We start from the raw sequence: 17,521 nt of genomic DNA, 5'->3' as shown, positions 1-17,521 counted from the left end.
CTCAGCTCCGGATCTCCATCATTTTTGCTTTCAGTTCGTCCTCGATGCGGTTCAGCTCCTGCTCGGCGGCAGCGCGCTTTGCGCGGCCCTCGCTCTGGATCTTGTTCAGCTCGTCCAGCGTCTCGATCAGGCTCTTATTGGTCTGCTGCAGGGTCTCGATATCCACCACACCGCGCTGAGATTCCTTTGCGGTCTCGATGGTACCCATCTTCAGGGCCTCGGCGTTCTTCTTGAGCAGGTCGTTGGTCATGTCGGTCACGGCACGCTCGGCCTGCATGGCCTGCTGGCTGTGGGCCAGACCCAGTGCCAGCACCATCTGGTTCTTCCACAGGGGGATGGTGTTGACGATGGTGGACTGGATCTTCTCTGCCATCATGGTGTCGTTGTTCTGCAGCAGGCGGATCTGCGGCCCCATCTGCAGGCTGATGTTGCGGGTCAGCTCCAGATCATAGAGCTTCTTCTCAAAGCGTTCGCACTGGTCGGCCAGATCACGAGCCGCCTGTGCATCCTCCGGCAGGCCGGAAGCCTTGGCCTTATCTATGGCCTGCTGCAGCTCGTTTGCGCGCACATCGGCCAGCTTCTTTTTGCCGGCAAGGATATACATGCTCAGCTCCTTGAAGTAGGCCATGTTCAGCTCGTACATCTTATCCAGCATGGCGATGTCCTTGAGCAGCTGCACCTGATGGCCCTCCAGCATGGACTGGATCTTTTCCACGTTGGTCTCGGCCTTGTTGTACTTCATCTTCATGGCATCCAGCTGGTCGCCCTTCTTCTTGAAGAAGCCCAAAATGCCCTTTTTCTCTTCCTCGCCTGCATCAAAGCTCTTCAGCTCACCGATCAGGCTGGTGATCATATCGCCCACTTCGCCCAGATCCTTGGTGGCCACCTTGGAAAGGGCGGCCTCGGAGAAATCGCCGATCTTCTTCTGACAGGCGGAGCCGTACTGCAGCACCTGCTGGCTGTTGGTAATATCGATCTTTTCAGCAAACTGATCCACCATGGCCTGTTCTTCCGGGGTCAGGTTCACCTGCGGCTGTTCCGGTGCGGCAGCTTCCTGCTGGGCGGGTGCCGCCTTTTCCTCTTCTGCCGGGGTGGGGTCCAGCGTCAGGGTGGGTACTGCGGGTGCATCGAGGTCAAAGTTGAATGTATTATCAGCCATAAGAGATTCCTTCCTTTCCAAATACCGTTTACCTTTTTTCTTAGCTCAGGCCCTGCCCTTTGAGCATGTTCTGCAGCACCGTGATATCTGCCGAAAGGTCCATGCTCTCGGCGGCGTACAGGGCATCCAGCTGGTTTTCAAACGCCGTGGCAATGGAAGCAGCATTGTGCTCCACCTCGGTACGGATGGCTGCGGCATTCTCGCCGCGCACGCCCTGCTTTGCCAGCTTTGCATATTGCTGCAGAACGTTCACCGCATCCGGCAGGTAGTAGTTTGCGAACCTGCGCACCTGCTTTGCCTTTTCCGGGTTTGCTTCCACCGCTTCCACAATGGAGCGGCCCGCCTTTTCCATGCGGGTCATGGCGGCAGAGAGCTGCGGGTCCGGCAGCTGCTCGTTGAGGCTGTGCAGGGTATCCAGTTTCTGCTGGATGTCGGTCAGCATCGCGTCCACATCCTCCACACCGGTGTGGAAAGGCACTTCGTGCTCCACCACCCGGGGCGGGCAGACCTTCTGTGCCGCACCAAAGGCCACAAATGCACCGCCCAGCGCCGCCAGAAGCGCCCACAGCTTATACACCGGCAGTACCGCGCACAATACCAAAAAGACCAGTGCCATTGCATAAAATGGCAGAACGCTGGGCTTTCTGGTGCGGATGATCTTGCTCATGTTTCTTCTCCTTGTCCGGGGCATTGCCCCTTATGTTATCCATAATACCGCACCCCGCGAAAAACGCAAGGCTTTCACGGATAATTTACAACCTTGCCATCATTTGTTGATCCACGGCAAGAGAGCCGCGCCCCAGATTTCGCGCAGCTTTTCCGGGCGGCAGGCAGCGTTTGCCGGGCTGGTGCTGGGCAGCTTTACCGCTGCAATGCCGGACACCGGCTGCAGATACTTTGTATAGATCCGGTATGCGGTGGCTCCGTTGCAGAATACTGCTTCGATGGGTGCCTTTGCCAGCAGAGCGGCAATATCATTCGGCACTGCATCCTTGATGGAAGCGTCCGCTGCGCCGGTGATGGTGCAGCGTTCCAGCGTGTCCCAAAGGGCCAGCCCATGGCGCAGGATGATCTGCTTTTTGGCTTCAATGTCCTCACGGGCAGGCACCGGCTCACCGGTCAGCGCGGCCAGCACGGGCCAGAAGCGGTTCTGCGGGTGGCCGTAGTAAAAGGCCATCTCCCGGCTTTTGGGGCTGGGCCATGTGCCAAGGATCAGCGCCCGGCTGTGTTCGTTATACACCGGTTCAAAGCTCATTGTCCGCCTGCACTTTCAATTTTATCCCAAGGCGAGCCAAGGTCGCGGCCGGACGGCTCTGCTCTGGGGCCGTCGAACCACAGCTCATCGATCAGGTCGGCAAGGCCGTCCTCCCGCACATCGCCAATGATGCGGTCGGCGGCAGCCTTTGCGTCCGGCGTGCCGTTTGCCATGCAGCAGCCAAGGCCCGCTGCCTTCAGCATGGCCACATCGTTGGCAGAATCGCCTGCCGCCACGGCATCGGCCAGTGTCAGGCCCATCTTTTCGCACAGGTCGGCAAGGCCAACGCCTTTGTCCATTCCACCGCGCACGATGTCGTAGTAGCACAGGCCGTCGGCATTCTGCGCGCCCACCTGCATCCAGTGCAGGCCCAGATGGCCGTACTTGGCGTTGAAGTCCGCCACACGCTCCGGCGGCATGGCCGCAAAGGCCGCGTGGGGCATGTCGATCAGGTGGCGGTCCTGATCTTCACCGTCCACACAGTCCAGCCCGATGCTGTTCATCTGCTGATAGCCCCTGTGCAGATATTCATACTCGCAGTAGGCGTAGCAGGCATCCCTGAAATTGAACTGCAGCGGATAGTTATAATCCTCGCAGAAATCCACCAGCGCATACATTTCCTCTGCAGTGAGCGGGTGCTCGGCCACGATACGGCCCTCGCGGTCCACCACACAGGCACCGTTGCAGGTGATGGCATAATCGAACCGGATGCCGCCCAGCTGCCCTTTGAGGCTGACGCACGGATACGCGCGGCCGGTGCTGAGCACAAATCTGCCGCCTGCGGCCTGCAGCTTTTTGATGGCTTTTACCACCTTCTGACGCGGCTTGCCCTCGCCAAAGGGCACCAGTGTGTTGTCGTAATCGCTTGCCAGAATCTTATATTGCATTCTATTCTCCCCTATGGAACTGAGTTTTGTACCAGTATACCATACTTTTTTAAAATTGGGGTGCATTTGGGCATAAAAATAAGGCTACTGCACAGAATTCCATGCAATAGCCTTATTTTGTTTCACGATGCCGTTTTCTTTGCAGCTTCTTCTCGTGATCACGCAAACACGGCCACGACCACCTGCATTGCCACGCCGAGGAATGCGCCTGCACCCCATGTCAGGCCGGTGATGAACAGGTTCTGCTTCCATGAAGGATTGGTGCGCCACAGCACCGCAAGGCCCACGCCTGCACCGGTGCAAAGGCCCGCCACCAGACCGGAAAAGCGCAGAGCACCCTCCACATACAGCTGGGTCAGCAGCACGCTGGCGGCGCAGTTGGGGATCAGGCCCACCAGCGCAGCCACTACCGGCTGGAAGAAGCCCATGCTGCCCAGAAGGTCTGCAAACACATCTTCGCCCACGCCTTCCACGATCAGGCCGAACACCAGACTGAACGCAAAAATGAACACAAAGATCTCCAGCGTGTGGCGCAGGGCCGCTTTCCAGATGGGGGCGGGCTTGCCCTCTTCGTCGCTGTGCTCCTCGTGACAGTCCACCTCGTCGGCATGGCCGGTGTAGCCGCCGCGCAGCGATTTGGGCAGTACGCCGCGCAGGACAAAATCCAGCGCAAAGCCCACCACAATGGCGTATACCACCTTGATGACCATGAGCACAGCCAGCTTATCCCAGTAGGCCGGCATGGATACCAGCAGCGGGATGGCTTCGTCGCTGGTGGCAAGGTAGACGGCCATCAGGGTGCCCAGCGTGATCACACGGGAGGAGTAGAAGTTGGACGCAATGGCCGAGAAGCCGCACTGCGGCACACAGCCCAGCACCGCGCCCGGAATCGCGCCCCAGCGCCCGCCGCCTGCCAGCAGTGCTTCAATGCGCTCACCGTGGCGGGTCTCGATATACTCGATCAGAAGATAAGCCAAAAACAGGAAGGGCAGCATCTTGGCGGTATCCACCAGAGATTCGCCCAGAACATCCAGAAACAGTTCCATATACGCTCCTAAAAACGACCGTTTGTCACTTCATTTTAGTAAATTGCAAATTGGTTGCATTTTTGAACAGGGATGATTATACACGATATTCTCTCCAATTGCAATACCAAAATGCAAATTAGTTGCAAATTTATTTTTGCAGTATTTTTGAAGCCTGTGCCGCAGCGGTGACACTGCCCATAACAGAAAGGACCCCAGAAAAATCCGCAGACTTTTCCGGGGTTCCGTAAAAACTATTTTAAATATCAGCCCTTCATCGGTACAAAGCCCACAAGGTCTTTTACCACCTCGCCGCCGATAATCAGGCCGGCCACCGAGGGTACAAAGGCATTGGAGCCCGGCACCGAGCGGCGCTGGGTGCACTTGCGCTGGGTGCCCGGAGGGCAGATGCAGTGATACTTGCAGCTGATGGCGTCATCCTCGATGGGGGTCATGGCAGGCTCCTTGGAGTAGACCACCTTCAGGTGCTTGATTTTGCGCTTGCGGCACTCGGTGCGCATCACCTTGGCCAGCGGGCAGACCGAGGTCTTGTAGATATCGGTCACTTCAAAGCGGGTCGGGTCCATCTTGTTGCCTGCGCCCATGGAGCAGATAATGGGAGTGCCCGCCTCCTTGCACTTCATCACAAGGGCCAGCTTGCCGGTGACGGTGTCAATGGCATCCACCACATAGTCGTACTGGGTAAAGTCGAACTGGTCCTGTGTTTCCGGGCCAAAGAAGCACCGGTGGGTGGTCACCCTGATGTCCGGGTCGATGTCGTGGATGCGCTGCGCAGCCACATCTACTTTATATTGCCCTACCGTACTGCGGGTGGCGATGATCTGGCGGTTGAGATTGGTCAGGCAGACTTTATCGTCATCGATCAGATCCAGTGCCCCCACGCCGCTGCGTGCCAGCGCTTCCACCGTATAGCCGCCCACGCCGCCGATGCCGAACACCGCCACGCGGGAATTGTGCAGTTTTTCCATAGCTTCCGCGCCCAGCAGCAACTGCGTGCGGGAATACTGATTTTGCATTTTGTTCTCCTTGTTACTTTTCCACTCTCGTAATGGTGCCGCCGCCCAGCACGGTGTCGCCCTGATACAGCACCACGGCCTGACCGGGCGTAGGGGCGCGCTGGGGCTGGTCAAATTCCAGCCGGAAGCCGCACTCCGCCGGGTAGACGGTGGCGGCCTGCTCCACCTGATGGTACCGGGTGCGGGCTGTGACCCGCAGCGGCCCGGTCAGCTCCGGAATGGCGATCCAGTTCACCTCGTCTGCATACACGATGCGATCGAACAGCATCTCCTCCGGCCCTACCGTGACGGTGTTTGCCTGCATGTCCTTGCCGCAGACGTACACAGGTGCCCCCATGGCAAGGCCCAGCCCCTTGCGCTGGCCGATGGTGTACCGCACCGCGCCGTTGTGGGTGCCCACCACCCTGCCGCTCTCGTCCAGAAAATCACCTGCCGGGTAGTGTTTGCCGGTGAAGTCCTCCATAAAGCGGGCATAGTCGCCATCCGGCACGAAGCAGATGTCCTGACTGTCGTGCTTGCGGGCATTGACAAATTTGTGCTGCTCCGCGATCTCGCGCACCTCAGTCTTGTGCAGGCCGCCCAGCGGCAGACGGATATGCGCCAGCTGCTCCTGAGTGAGGTTGTAGAGCACGTAGCTCTGGTCCTTGCCCTCGTCCAGCCCCTTTTTGAGCAGGAAACGGCCGGTGGCATCGTCCTGCTCCACCCGGGCATAGTGGCCCGTGACCACATACTCCATGCCGTGTGCCCGGGCCCAGTCCAGCAGATGGCGGAACTTCATATATTTATTGCAGTCGATGCAGGGGTTCGGCGTGCCGCCCGCCTCATACACGCGGACGAATTTTTCAATGATCTGTTCCCGGAAGTCGGCCGTGAAATCCAGCACCTCGTACGGGATATCCATGGCATACGCCACCTCTGCCGCGTCCTCGATGTCCTTTTCCGAGCAGCAGGTGTGAAAGCCGGACTGTCCCAGCGTTTCGTTGCGGGTGAGCCGCATGGTGATGCCGGTGCAGTCATAGCCTGCCTGCTGCATGAGCCATGCCGCCACCGAGCTGTCCACGCCGCCGCTCATGGCAATGAGGGCACGCGGCTTTGAATCAGGGATCTGTGTGGTCATAAGTTCTCCTTTGGTGCATTCAACATACTAAAACAGTAGTATAATAGTAACTCTGAAAAAAGAGCTTGTCAAGACGCAGCGAGCTGCCGCACTGCGGCCAGCAGGGCTTTCCGCTCGTTGGGATATTCTTCCCGGATCACACCGTCCAGCAGCGCTTCCAGCACTTTGCGGATGCCCGGCCCCGCCGGGACGCCTGCCGCCATCAGGTCGCGGCCATTCACAGCCAGCTGGCTGACGCGGCAGCATACGCCGTCCGCGTCCAATTGTTCGGCCAATTCGGAAAGTGCAGCAAAATCAGCCGCATGTTCCGGCTGCAGGGCTGTGCCCAGTGCAGCAATGCGCTGCACGGTACACAAGTTATATCTGCCCAGTAGTCGGCGGGCGTAGATATTCAGGGATACCGGCACACCCGGCACGGCTTCCCGCACCAGCACCGCCGCCTCTTCAATCAAGGCGTTGGAGCAGCGCAGGCGCTTGAGGGTGCGGCGGATGCCGTCCTCGCCAAGGCTCAGCAGCAGCGCCGCCAGCCGGATGGGCAGGTTTTCTGCACCCGCCGGGCAGGCATCCACCACCGGCTTTGCCGCCGCCAGTGCCTCCGGTGAAAGCTCGGGCAAAACAACACCGAGTATTTTTTCGTTAAGATATGCCGCAGGGGCGGGTGCGCTCAGCAGTTTTGCAAGCTCTTCCTCGATACGCTCCACCGATACACAGTCCAGATGGGCACACAGCTCCTGTGCTGCCTGCGCCGTGGGCGGGTCGATGGCAAAGCCGAACCGGGCTGCGAACCGGTACAGCCGCAGGATGCGCAGCGCGTCCTCGGTGAACCGCTGGCGGGGCACACCCACCGCCCGTACGATGCCGCTTTGCAGGTCGGCCTGCCCGCCAAAGGGGTCCACAAGACCTTCTATTTCATTGTAGGCCATGGCGTTGATGGTAAGATCCCGCCGGGCCAGATCCTCCCACACATCCGGCACAAAGTGCACCTCGTCCGGGTGGCGGCCATCCGTGTAGGTGCCTTCTGTACGGAAGGTGGTGATCTCGTAAAGGGCACCGCTCTGCTTCACCGTTACCGTGCCGTGCTGCAGGCCGGTGGGGATGCACCGCTGCGCGCCGAACAGCTCCATCACCTGCTGCGGCAGAGCACTGGTGCACAGGTCCCAGTCGTGCGGTGTAAGGCCCAGCAGACTGTCCCGCACGCAGCCGCCCACCACGTAGGCTGCATAGCCCGCCCTGTGCAGGGTGTCCAGCAGCTCTGCCGCACCCTCGTCCATCCGGATGGTCATGGCTGTGCCTCCTCGTACTGCAGGGTGATGCTTTTGCCGTCAAAGCCGCACTCCGCCGCCGGGAAGATGCTCTGTGCCTGCGCGGCATATTCCTCCGGGTCGGTGATCATGGGGGAATAATGGGTCAGCCAAAGCCGCTTTGCTCTCGCCTGCGCAGCAAGGGCCGCGCTCTGCCCAAAGGTGCTGTGCCCCCACTGACGGGCCTGGTCTTCCTGCTCCGGAAGGGCATAGGTGGCATCGCATATCAGCAGGTCTGCGTCATGCGCCGCCTGCAAATAATACGGGCAGGAGGCCGTATCGCCGGAAAATACCACGCTCAACCCCTTGCGCGGTGCGCCCAGCACCTGCGCAGGCTGCACCGTTCTGCCCTCCACGGCAACGCTCTGCCCTTTCTGCAGCAGCTTCCATTGCTGCACCGGCACCCCCAGCGCCCGGGCCTGCTCCGGCGAAAATTTGCCTGCACGGGGCAGCTCCAGCCGGTAGCCAAGGCTTTTTACCCGGTGCTTTGTGGCAAACGGCACCAGCCGCGCACCGGCAGGCCAGCCCTCGCTCAGCGCATCCAGCGCCAGCGGCTGGCCCGGCATAAGCACCTGCGGCTTCACCGGATAGGGCAGCGGGCCGGTCAGTGCCCGCACAGCCGCCCAGATATCCGGCAGGCCCTCCGGACCCAGCAGCACAAGCGGCCTTATGCGGCCCTGCGCCCCCAGAGTCTGCAAAAGGCCCGGCAGACCAAAGATGTGGTCGCCATGGTAGTGGGTCAGGCAGATGGCATCTGCCCGCATCAGGTTCACGCCTGCCCGGTGTGCCGCTGCCTGCGTGCCCTCGCCGCAGTCCCACAGCAGGCCGTGGCCACCGCAGGCAGCAAACGCCGCCGAGAGTGCCCGATCCGGCAGCGGCATGGTAGCCGCAGTGCCCAGCAGTGTAATGGTCAGCATAAAATCGTTCTCCCTGCACAGTAGATTTCGATATTTTATTGTACCACAGCCCAGCACGTTGCACAATCACTGCTGGCCGCGCATAGCATGGGCCAGCACAGCAAAAAGGAGGGCGTGGCAGGATGCGGCACAAAAAGGGCAGTTCGTTTTCCGGCAGATACCGCCGCAGCGGTCGGTTTTTGCGCTGGCTTGTGCTTGCCGCGTTGATCCTGCTTGTGCTGGCGTGCTGCTACGGGTGTGCGGTGCAGAAGCTGGTGTATTCTTCCCGCGGGACCATGATCTTTCTGCCCAGCGGGTTTTGAAAAAATGGGAGCATCCTGCTGCACAGAACGCTCCCATTTTTCTTTTTATTTTCCATCCGAATAGGGCAGCTGACCGGTCAGGGTCAGCGTTTCGGCAAGTTCGTCCTCCGAGCGGAACCGCCACGCCGCCGCTCCCACGGCCACATAGCAGGCATCGGCACGACCCTCCGGTGTAACGGCAAGGATCATCGTTTCACCGTCGCCCACCGCCGTTACCATGCCATCCGCACTCACAGTTGCCACGCCCGGATTGCTGCTGAGCCATGTCATCGTTCCGTTTTTGGTGCCTGCAGCCTGCGCGGTCAGCTTCTGACTGGCTCCCACTGCCTGCAGCAGCATGGCGTTTTTGCTCATCTGCACCCGTCCGATCTCCGATGTGACCGTTACCGTGCAGCGCAGCACCTGCCCGGCTGTGGTCAGTGCGCTGATGACGGCCTTGCCGGACCCCTGTGCCTTTACGGTACCGTTTGTGCTTACCGATGCCACCGCCGGGTTGCTGCTGACCCACTGCCGCACATAGGTAAACCCGCCTTTGTTCTGTTCCAGCTTCAGCTGCTTCGTCGGGGCAGGCTCCTGCTCTGTAATGGTAAGCGCCAGCTCGCTGGTGTTCAGCACCAGGCGGCTGGCTGTGCTTTTGCGCACCGTGATGGTACAGGTGGTCTTTTCTCCGCGCTCATTGCGGGCCGTGACGTCCGCAGTACCCTCGGCATGGCCGGTCACCTTGCCGGTGCCGTCCACCGATGCCACTGCCGGATCACTGGAAGCCCAGATCAGAAAGAAGTAGTCGTTGGGTGCCTGCACATTCAGGTAGGCCACCGGGGCCGGGTCTCCTTCGGTGATATCCAGCGTCAGTTCGGCAGTGTCCAATGTCATGCCGCTGTCCGGCAGCGGCTGCTCCTGCGCAGCATAGGCCGACAATGCCCCGGCTGCAAACAGTTCTGCGCACAGCACCACTGCACAAACACACGCTTTGAACCCCTGCTTCATGGGCTTTGCCCTCCCCGCCTGCTTTGCTGCAAGATCCTTTAAATATTCCTGTCTCCGTATTATTTTACACGCAGTGCAAAACCGGGTCAAGTTTTTTGCCCATTCTGCCGGGCAGCTGAGCCTTATTTTGTGGAGAATAATAAAATCCGCTTTTCAATTTTGTACAAAACGCCGCCGCACCCGGCAAACCGGATGCGGCGGCGCTGTTCTGCTTTTGAATTTTCAGCTTAGTAGTTGATCTTTTTCAGCTCAAAGTAGCTCTGCGGATGTGCGCACACCGGGCACTTGAGCGGTGCGGACTTGCCGATATAGGTGTAGCCGCAGTTCCGGCACTGCCATACCTGCTGCTCCTCGCGGGCAAAGACCTTGTTGTTTTTCAGGTTTTCGGCCAGCGCACGGTAGCGCTCCTCGTGCTCCTTCTCGATCTGTGCCACCATGGTGAACAGTGCTGCGATCTGAGGGAAGCCCTCTTCTTTGGCCTCCTTGGCCATGCGGGGGTACATCTCAGTCCACTCGTCGTGCTCACCGCCTGCTGCCATATCCAGACAAGTCAGGGTATCGGGAATCGCGCCGCCGCACAGCAGCTTGAACCAGATCTTTGCGTGCTCCTTCTCATTGCCGGCGGTCTCCTCAAAGATCGCGGCCAGCTGCTCGTAGCCTTCTTTTTTTGCCATGCTGGCAAAGAAGGTGTACTTGTTGCGTGCCTGGCTCTCGCCTGCAAACGCTTCCATCAGATTTTTCTCGGTTTTGGTACCCTTCAGTTCCATGATGCTCTCCTTTCAAAAACGGATCTTCTGTCAGGATCGACCGATCCCGGCTCTATCATTCAGCCCGGCAGTAATTTTTTCGCCTGCGGCTCAGGTTCTGAACAGAGTATACCATATTTTTTGACAGAAATCAAGAATAATTCCTATTTATTCTGAGAATATTTCTCAATTATGCTGCTTCAGTGCACACACAGCAATGCTCAGGGCGCTCCACGCTGCCTGATACATCAGCACCGTTGCCACCGAAAGCTCCCAGATGCTGCCTGCACTGGTGAGCAGCGCTGCAATGATAATGGAGAACAGCACCGAGACCATCTGTACCGTGGTGGCGCTGCTCTCGGCGTTCTGGGCCTGATCCGCAGCCTGAAGGCCGCCGGTCAGGCTGGCAAACGCCTTGAGATGGATCATGCAGCAGGTGTCCTCCGGGTCTGCCGGTGCGGCCTTGATGGCGTTGCACTGCTCCTGATCCAGCACGGTGATCATGCCTTCCGGCAGGCGGTATGCTTCGGTAATGTGGTGTGCAGTCAGACTGGGGTCCTGGCATGTGACCAGCAGGCGGATGTTCTCCTTTTGCAGCACGGCAAGGCTGCGGGCCACATTGCGCCCGCCCACATATTTCAGCACGAACATAGCGTGCAGATTGCCGGACACAGCCAGATACAAAATTTGCAGCTCGCCGTTCTTCGAGTGCTGCATCTCGTATTCCTCGTCCGGCAGCGGCACGCCCTCCTGCTCCAGATAGCGGCGGGTACCAATGAGGATGCGGTTGTTATCGCACCAGGCAGAAAAGCCCAGCCCATGGTGCTGCTCCAGATCCTTGACCGGGAACAGGATGTCTGTGCGTTCCTCAACGATCTGGCGGAACAGCCCCTTCAGGGTGCCGTGGCTCTCGTTCAGCACGCTGGCCGCGTACAGGATGGCGCGGTCGATGCGGCCGCCCTTGAAGATGCGGATATCCTCCAGCTGTGCGCTGTCGGCGGTGAACAGGTCGTCTGCATCGATCTGCAGCGTATCAATGCCGCCCAGCTGCTCAATGGCCTGCCAACCGGGCACGACTGCGCCCACAGCCGCAGCCGCACGCTGCAGCCGCAGTGAGGCAACGCCCGCGATCAGGGTAGAAGAAAGCGGTGCGCCCATGCACAGCACAGCTGCCATGGCAGCCGCAGCTTTGTTCCAGCCGGCACCTGCCAGCAGGAACAGCACACCGCTGAGCAGGGCAACGCCCAGCAGGATGTACGAAACTTTGCGGGCACGGCGCTCGCTTGCGCGCTCGCTCAAGCTCTGCTCCACAAAGCCGTCAGCTTCCTTCATCGGGCGGCTCAGCAGCACCCAGGGGTCCTTCTGTTCCAGATCCCGTGCAAGGGCGCGCAGCAGGTCTTTATCCTTGGCGCGGTAGGCACTCTCGAACTCCACACCATTGGTCACCAGCTCATAGCCGCCCTTGACAGCAGCCAGCATCACCCGGCTGCCCAGCAGCGCAAGGAACAGCCCCAGCGCGGCCATGCCGCTGAGCAGCGAGATGCCGGTGGTGCCGCGGTAAACATTTGCGTTCAGCATGGCTGTGACCGCCTGCACCAGCGCTGCCACTGCAGCCAGCGCCGGCATCGTATCGGCCGAGGGACGCCCGCGCAGGCCGGTCAGGCCGTCCCGCAGCACCGGGAAGCCAACGCACAGGCTTGCTGCCAGCAGCAGCAGGTTTGCACCATAGAATGCCGCCGGGGCAGCATCCGGGTCCAGCGCCGCCATGGCGGGCAGCAGCCCATCCGACACCAAACCAAAATGCAGCAGCACCACAGCCAGAATGCCGCCCAGCACGCAGCGCAGCGTCAGCTCTGCACTCATACGGTGCAGCTTATCCGCCGTAGCCTCCGGCTCGGGCAGCTCCGTTTCGGCATGTTCCTCCGGAGACACCGCGTCCTCCGCCTCAGCTTTCAGTTCCGGCTGTGGCGCAGCGGATGCCTTCTCCGGTGCCTGCTGCGGCTCTTCACCGTCCAGCGGCAGCAGCGGCAGGCTCATGGTGTCCTCTTTTGCAGCAGGCTCCTCTGCCGGGGCCAAAGGTGCCTGCGGTGCGTCCTCGCTCTGCGCCTTGCCAAAGAAATCGACCACCGGCTGCTTTTCCGGCTGCTCCATTTTTTCCGGCTGCGGCACAGGTTCCAGCTGCAGCTCCGGTGCCGTCTCCTTTACCGCTGCAAACACAGCCGCGGGCAGCGGTGCACCGGACGGTTTCTTTTTGCTTTCAGCCGGTTCAGTTTCTGCTGCCGGGGCTGCTTCGGCTCTCGGTGCAGGCTTTTCCGGCTTCTGGTCGCTCAGGCCGTTGATCATCGCCTTGAGCTGTGCCATCTCCTGCTGCTCCTGCTCTTCCTGCGGCAGCAGCACCTCCGGCGCATTCTTGGGGTGCCGGAGAGGCTTTGCCGTGCTGTGCTGCTCTGCGGGTCTAGCCGCCGGGACAGCGCTCTGCCGGGGTGTTTCCGGCTTCACTGCCGCCAGGGATTCCGCCGTTTGCGGTGCAGATTTTTCCTCCGGCTTTTTGGCGGGTGCTTCCGGCTGTGCATCCTCTGCTTCCTTCTCCAGAAAAGGCCACGGAGCCAGTTCCTGTTCCGGGTCTGCCTCCGGCTTCAGCATCAGTTCCAGATCCGCTTCCGGTTCCGGCTGCGCATCCTCACCCAGCCGCACCTCACCGGTGGGCATTTCCTGCGGCTGCTCTGCTGCAGCTTCGTCAGTCTCCTGCTTTTCCTTACCACGGCCAAACAGGCCAAACCGTTTCTGCGGCTTTTCCTCCGGCTGGTTTTCGTCCCTCCGGGTCATCTCCTCCGGGATATCCACCGCCGTGGTGCTGAAAAAGGAGCGGAACTTTTCATCCGGGGTCATTTCCCGGCCATTATTTCTATCTTTCGGCATTCTTGTCCCTCCTGTAATTCAAATTGAGGTTCCGGCCCGAATGCCGGATCATGCCTGCTGTGCTGCGCGCTGGGACTGGATCTCGTACAGAATAATGCCCGCAGCCACCGACACGTTGTAGCTGTCCACACCGGTGCCCGGTGCTGCCATATCCAGCCGCACCACGCCGTCGCACAGCTTTTTCACCAGCTGGGAAACACCGCTGCCCTCGCTGCCCAGCACCAGTGCAATGGGGCCGGTCAGGTTGTTCCTGCGCAGAGACACGCCGTCCATATCGGCGCAGTAGACGAACACACCCTGCTCCTTCAGGCGGCGGATGGTCTCGCCGATGTTGGCCACACGAGCCACCGGCAGGCGTTCTGCGGCACCTGCGCTGGACTTGATGACGGTAGGCGTGACCGATGCGCCGCCGCGCTTTGGGATCACGATGCCATGCGCACCGCACAGCAGAGCACTGCGCATCACGGCACCCAGATTGTGCGGGTCTTCAATGCCATCGCTCAGCACCAGAAAAGGTGCTTCGCCCTTGGCCTTGGCTGCTGCCATCAGGTCGTCTACCGTCACGTATTCGATCTCGCTGGCAAATGCCGCCACACCCTGATGGCTCTCGGTGCCGGTCATCAGGCGCAGCTTGTTTGGGTGCACCCGCTTCACCGTGGCACCCGCTTCCTTTGCCAATGCGGTATAGTAAGCCGCCACGGCCGGAGCCATGCCCTCAGCAATGAGCACGGTGTCCACTCCGGAACCGCTTTTCAGCAGTTCGGTCACCGGATTTTTGCCATAAACAAGGCTCTCGTTCTTCTGCAGCGGCTCTTCCGGGCTGCGGCGCGGACGGCGCGGCTGGTTCTTTTCTTCCATGATGATTTTCTCCTTCCGTTGTATCACCGGAAGGTGCTGTGCACACCCTCCAAAAGGCGCGCCGCACTCTGGGCCGCGCACCGGTATGATCTGAAGATGGTAACTCATCTTGAAGTATAGCATAAGCCGAACTTGTTTGCCAGCAAATTACCGTTTTTTATCCGCGTCCTGCAAAAGTTTTTCTGTTCGTGGTGCCGGAGACCGTTTCCGCTTTTTTGCAGAAATGTTCTGCCGCCCTGCATCAGCTTTACCCGACTGCTGAGTAGATATCCCTCTGTTTTGCCGGAGAAAAAAGTTTTCCACAAAAACGCGGTATACAATCCGTAGAAGAGCGATTATTTTTCCACATGTTGAAAACCCTGTGGAGAAAGTTCAAAAGTCCAGCTTTAAAGCCTGTTTTGCCTGTGGAATTCCACACTTTCCACAAGGTTTTCCACTTTTTGGTTCGACCTTTTTTGATTTCCTGCGTACAATTTGTAGAATACAAGTCGGAAATATGACAATTTTTTGAACTGCATCCTGTCCGCTTTTGCCAAATTGCCCAATATCATTTTGACGAATGTGGATCTGTGTTGAAAATCCGTCCTTCATCAAGCTTTCTGTCTTTCGGCCGCTCGTTGCACATTATATGGAAATTTGTTGCATTCTATCGAATGTACGCGCTTCTGGCAGTAACCCCCTGCACCCTGCCAGAAACAGAATCCCCGCATTGTTACAGGAAAAACACCGGTTTGGATTGATTTTGGCCGCTGTTTGGGGTATACTAATTCTGTAGGTTCGTTAAACCGTGCACAAAGCGGATATGAAACGAGCAAGACCCCAATGATTTTGTGGAGGTAATGAATAATGTTGGTAAATGCAACCGAAATGCTGATCAAAGCACGTGATGGCCACTACGGTGTGCCTCAGTTCAACATCAACAATCTGGAGTGGACCAAGTCCGTTCTGACCGCCTGCGAGGAAATGAAGAGCCCTGTGATTCTGGGCGTTTCCGAGGGTGCCGGCAAGTACATGACCGGTTTCAAGACCGTCGCTGCCATGGTCAGCGCAATGGTCGATTCCATGGGCATCACCGTTCCCGTTGCCCTGCATCTGGATCACGGCACCTATGAGGGCTGCAAGGCCTGCATCGAGGCCGGCTTCTCTTCCATCATGTTCGATGGCAGCCACTACTCCATCGAGGAGAATGTGGAAAAGACCAAGGAGCTGGTGGCTCTGGCACACGCTAAGGGCCTGAGCATCGAGGCCGAGGTCGGTTCCATCGGCGGCGTCGAGGACGGCGTTGTGGGTGCCGGCGAGATCGCAGACCCCGAGGAGTGCGCAAAGATCACCGCTCTGGGCATTGACTTCCTGGCTGCCGGCATCGGCAACATCCATGGTGTCTACCCGGCAAACTGGAAGGGTCTGGACTTCGAGGCTCTGGACCGCATCCACAAGGCCACCAATAACATCCCTCTGGTCCTGCACGGCGGCACCGGCATCCCCGACGAGATGATTGCTAAGGCCATCAGCCTGGGCGTTTCCAAGATCAACATCAACACCGAGTGCCAGCTGGTGTTTGCTGAGGCTACCCGCAAGTACATCGAAGAGGGCAAGGATCAGCAGGGCAAGGGCTTCGACCCCCGCAAGCTGCTGGCTCCCGGCGCAAAGGCCATCGAGGCCAAGTGCAAGGAGAAGATCGAGCTGTTCGGCTGCGCAGGCAAGGGCTAAGCAGAAGCTCGTATCGTAACCGGTACACCACCCAATAAAGTATGCGCCCCCGCTGCACCGTTATGCACAGTGCAGCGGGGGCGCTTTTTACTTTATATGCGAGCACTCAGACGCGGGTCTTTTCCATATCTCCAAAAATGTATTGCATACAGTCCTGCACCCAGAAGCAGGCAAAAAATCGAATAGCTAAGGATCGGAAGCCGCAGCAGTACGATCTTACCCGCGATCTGGGTAAAGAACCAGCCCGTTCCATACAGGGTCACGATATAAAGCACCAGCCATGTAGCATATTTCAGCCAATGCTCTCGTGGCGGAAAGCCTACCTGCTCCATCATCCGGCGGAACAGTGCGCAAAAAACCGTCACTGCAACAACAAGCTGCATCAGATAGCCTACAGAAAGTTCAAAAACCCAATCACCAATTACCGGGTAAAGCAGCAGCCCTTCCACGCCCCACTCAAAGAAGAAATACAGCGGTGCAAGAAACCAGAAGTAATCCGCAGCTCTCAGTGTTTTCAAACTTGGCTTGACCTCCTCTACGAAGGTTTTTGCATCCGAAATCGAATCGAACAGTTCCTGATTTTTCGCATTGGCTTGGATGGAAATATCAAGCAGATCGTTGCGCACAAGTTCAATCCCGCAGAAGTCCCAGCTGACCCGACGAAGATAGCGGATCACTTCCTTAAGCTGCTCCTGACTTTTTTCTGTCAGCAGTCTGGTACGCATCCGGTTCGCTTTTCGCAGTGCAAAATACTTATTCATCTGGCTCCTCCTTAAAAATTTTTTCCACCAGCTGGCATAGCTGGCTCCAATCTTGTCGGAATTCAAGAAGCGCCTGCCACCCTTCTTCCGTTACAACGTAGTATTTCCGGCTCGGTCCCTTGGGGGAGGGTCTGCGTTCCACCGTGACCTTTCCCTGCTGTTCCAGCCGCAGTAGCAGCGGATAGAGTGTACTTTCACTCAAGTCAGAAAACCCGACCTGTTTTAGATGCATCACAATCTCATAGCCATAGGTCGGCTCTCTGCTAATGAATTTCAGAACACAGAATTCCAAAACGCCCTTAAGCAATTGTGTGTTGTTTTCCACTGGATACCTCCTTTTACCTATTATGTAATACATAGTAGATTACCTATATTGTATTGCATAGTAGTATTTTTGTCAAGTCCTGTCCTGTTATCATTTCGACCAAAATCCGCTCCATATTTTTGTGCAACAAAAAAGCCCTGAGATTTTCATCTCAGAGCTTTCTGTTCAAGTCGGCGACTACCTATTTTCACGCGCCGTTTCCAGCGAACTATCTT

17 protein-coding genes are annotated in these 17,521 nt (G+C 58.4%); 2 read left to right on the top strand and 15 right to left on the bottom strand.

Annotation, left to right across the window (positions count from 1 at the left end):
- Position 1 precedes the first annotated feature (1 nt).
- From DW937_RS10750 to DW937_RS10710, 9 genes are all read right to left on the bottom strand, one after another.
- Positions 2 to 1,159: a toxic anion resistance protein gene (locus DW937_RS10750; protein WP_120120907.1), complete on the bottom strand. Its 1,158-nt coding sequence runs from the start codon at positions 1,157 to 1,159 to the stop codon at positions 2 to 4.
- Positions 1,160 to 1,199: 40 nt separating this feature from the next.
- Positions 1,200 to 1,826 (bottom strand): 5-bromo-4-chloroindolyl phosphate hydrolysis family protein, encoded by a 627-nt coding sequence (locus tag DW937_RS10745; RefSeq protein WP_120120906.1) that lies wholly within the window; start codon positions 1,824 to 1,826, stop codon positions 1,200 to 1,202.
- Positions 1,827 to 1,925: 99 nt separating this feature from the next.
- Positions 1,926 to 2,414 (bottom strand): DNA-deoxyinosine glycosylase, encoded by a 489-nt coding sequence (locus DW937_RS10740; protein WP_120020958.1) that lies wholly within the window; start codon positions 2,412 to 2,414, stop codon positions 1,926 to 1,928.
- Complete coding sequence (locus DW937_RS10735; protein WP_165852925.1) at positions 2,411 to 3,301, bottom strand: HAD family hydrolase; 891 nt, start codon at positions 3,299 to 3,301, stop codon at positions 2,411 to 2,413. The genes DW937_RS10740 and DW937_RS10735 overlap by 4 nt, the downstream gene beginning before the upstream one ends.
- A 158-nt stretch (positions 3,302 to 3,459) precedes the next feature.
- Complete coding sequence (locus tag DW937_RS10730; RefSeq protein ID WP_120120904.1) at positions 3,460 to 4,347, bottom strand: putative manganese transporter; 888 nt, start codon at positions 4,345 to 4,347, stop codon at positions 3,460 to 3,462.
- A gap of 245 nt (positions 4,348 to 4,592) precedes the next feature.
- Positions 4,593 to 5,363: a tRNA threonylcarbamoyladenosine dehydratase gene (locus DW937_RS10725; protein WP_097780951.1), complete on the bottom strand. Its 771-nt coding sequence runs from the start codon at positions 5,361 to 5,363 to the stop codon at positions 4,593 to 4,595.
- A gap of 13 nt (positions 5,364 to 5,376) precedes the next feature.
- Entirely contained in the window at positions 5,377 to 6,480 is a 1,104-nt protein-coding gene (mnmA, locus tag DW937_RS10720) for a tRNA 2-thiouridine(34) synthase MnmA (RefSeq protein ID WP_120120903.1), read from the bottom strand.
- Positions 6,481 to 6,548: 68 nt separating this feature from the next.
- The gene (locus DW937_RS10715; RefSeq protein ID WP_120120902.1) at positions 6,549 to 7,763 is read right to left on the bottom strand and encodes a CCA tRNA nucleotidyltransferase; all 1,215 of its coding nucleotides are present in this window, start codon (positions 7,761 to 7,763) and stop codon (positions 6,549 to 6,551) included.
- Positions 7,760 to 8,698 (bottom strand): ribonuclease Z, encoded by a 939-nt coding sequence (locus DW937_RS10710; protein WP_118529088.1) that lies wholly within the window; start codon positions 8,696 to 8,698, stop codon positions 7,760 to 7,762. Before DW937_RS10710 ends, DW937_RS10715 begins: the two co-directional genes overlap by 4 nt.
- A 122-nt stretch (positions 8,699 to 8,820) precedes the next feature.
- Here DW937_RS10710 and DW937_RS10705 point away from each other — a divergent pair, with 122 nt between their 5' ends.
- Positions 8,821 to 9,000, top strand: a complete 180-nt coding sequence (locus DW937_RS10705; RefSeq protein ID WP_097776726.1) for a hypothetical protein — start codon at positions 8,821 to 8,823, stop codon at positions 8,998 to 9,000.
- 45 nt (positions 9,001 to 9,045) lie between these two features.
- Here the strand turns inward: DW937_RS10705 and DW937_RS10700 are convergent, their stop codons facing one another.
- From DW937_RS10700 to rlmB, 4 genes are all read right to left on the bottom strand, one after another.
- A complete protein-coding gene (locus DW937_RS10700) occupies positions 9,046 to 9,987 on the bottom strand; it encodes an Ig-like domain-containing protein (protein WP_120120901.1) in 942 nt (313 codons plus the stop codon).
- A gap of 227 nt (positions 9,988 to 10,214) precedes the next feature.
- Positions 10,215 to 10,754, bottom strand: a complete 540-nt coding sequence (gene rbr / locus DW937_RS10695; RefSeq protein ID WP_005941401.1) for a rubrerythrin — start codon at positions 10,752 to 10,754, stop codon at positions 10,215 to 10,217.
- A 165-nt stretch (positions 10,755 to 10,919) separates the two neighbouring features.
- Entirely contained in the window at positions 10,920 to 13,652 is a 2,733-nt protein-coding gene (locus DW937_RS10690; protein ID WP_120120900.1) for a cell envelope biogenesis protein OmpA, read from the bottom strand.
- A gap of 48 nt (positions 13,653 to 13,700) precedes the next feature.
- On the bottom strand, positions 13,701 to 14,633 hold the full coding sequence (gene rlmB / locus DW937_RS10685) for a 23S rRNA (guanosine(2251)-2'-O)-methyltransferase RlmB (RefSeq protein ID WP_120120899.1): 933 nt from the start codon (positions 14,631 to 14,633) through the stop codon (positions 13,701 to 13,703).
- Between the two features lie 723 nt (positions 14,634 to 15,356).
- Between rlmB and fba the strand changes: the two genes are divergently transcribed.
- Positions 15,357 to 16,220, top strand: a complete 864-nt coding sequence (fba, locus tag DW937_RS10680; protein ID WP_005941384.1) for a class II fructose-1,6-bisphosphate aldolase — start codon at positions 15,357 to 15,359, stop codon at positions 16,218 to 16,220.
- A 92-nt stretch (positions 16,221 to 16,312) separates the two neighbouring features.
- Here the strand turns inward: fba and DW937_RS10675 are convergent, their stop codons facing one another.
- Together DW937_RS10675 and DW937_RS10670 are read right to left on the bottom strand one after the other, a co-directional pair.
- On the bottom strand, positions 16,313 to 16,981 hold the full coding sequence (locus tag DW937_RS10675; protein WP_120120898.1) for a hypothetical protein: 669 nt from the start codon (positions 16,979 to 16,981) through the stop codon (positions 16,313 to 16,315).
- The gene (locus tag DW937_RS10670; RefSeq protein WP_120120897.1) at positions 16,974 to 17,306 is read right to left on the bottom strand and encodes a PadR family transcriptional regulator; all 333 of its coding nucleotides are present in this window, start codon (positions 17,304 to 17,306) and stop codon (positions 16,974 to 16,976) included. The genes DW937_RS10675 and DW937_RS10670 overlap by 8 nt, the downstream gene beginning before the upstream one ends.
- Positions 17,307 to 17,521 lie beyond the last annotated feature (215 nt).

The organism is Faecalibacterium sp. AM43-5AT (genome assembly GCF_003603345.1).
Lineage (GTDB): Bacteria > Bacillota > Clostridia > Oscillospirales > Ruminococcaceae > Faecalibacterium > Faecalibacterium taiwanense.
This window is presented reverse-complemented; position numbering and strand designations above follow the sequence as displayed.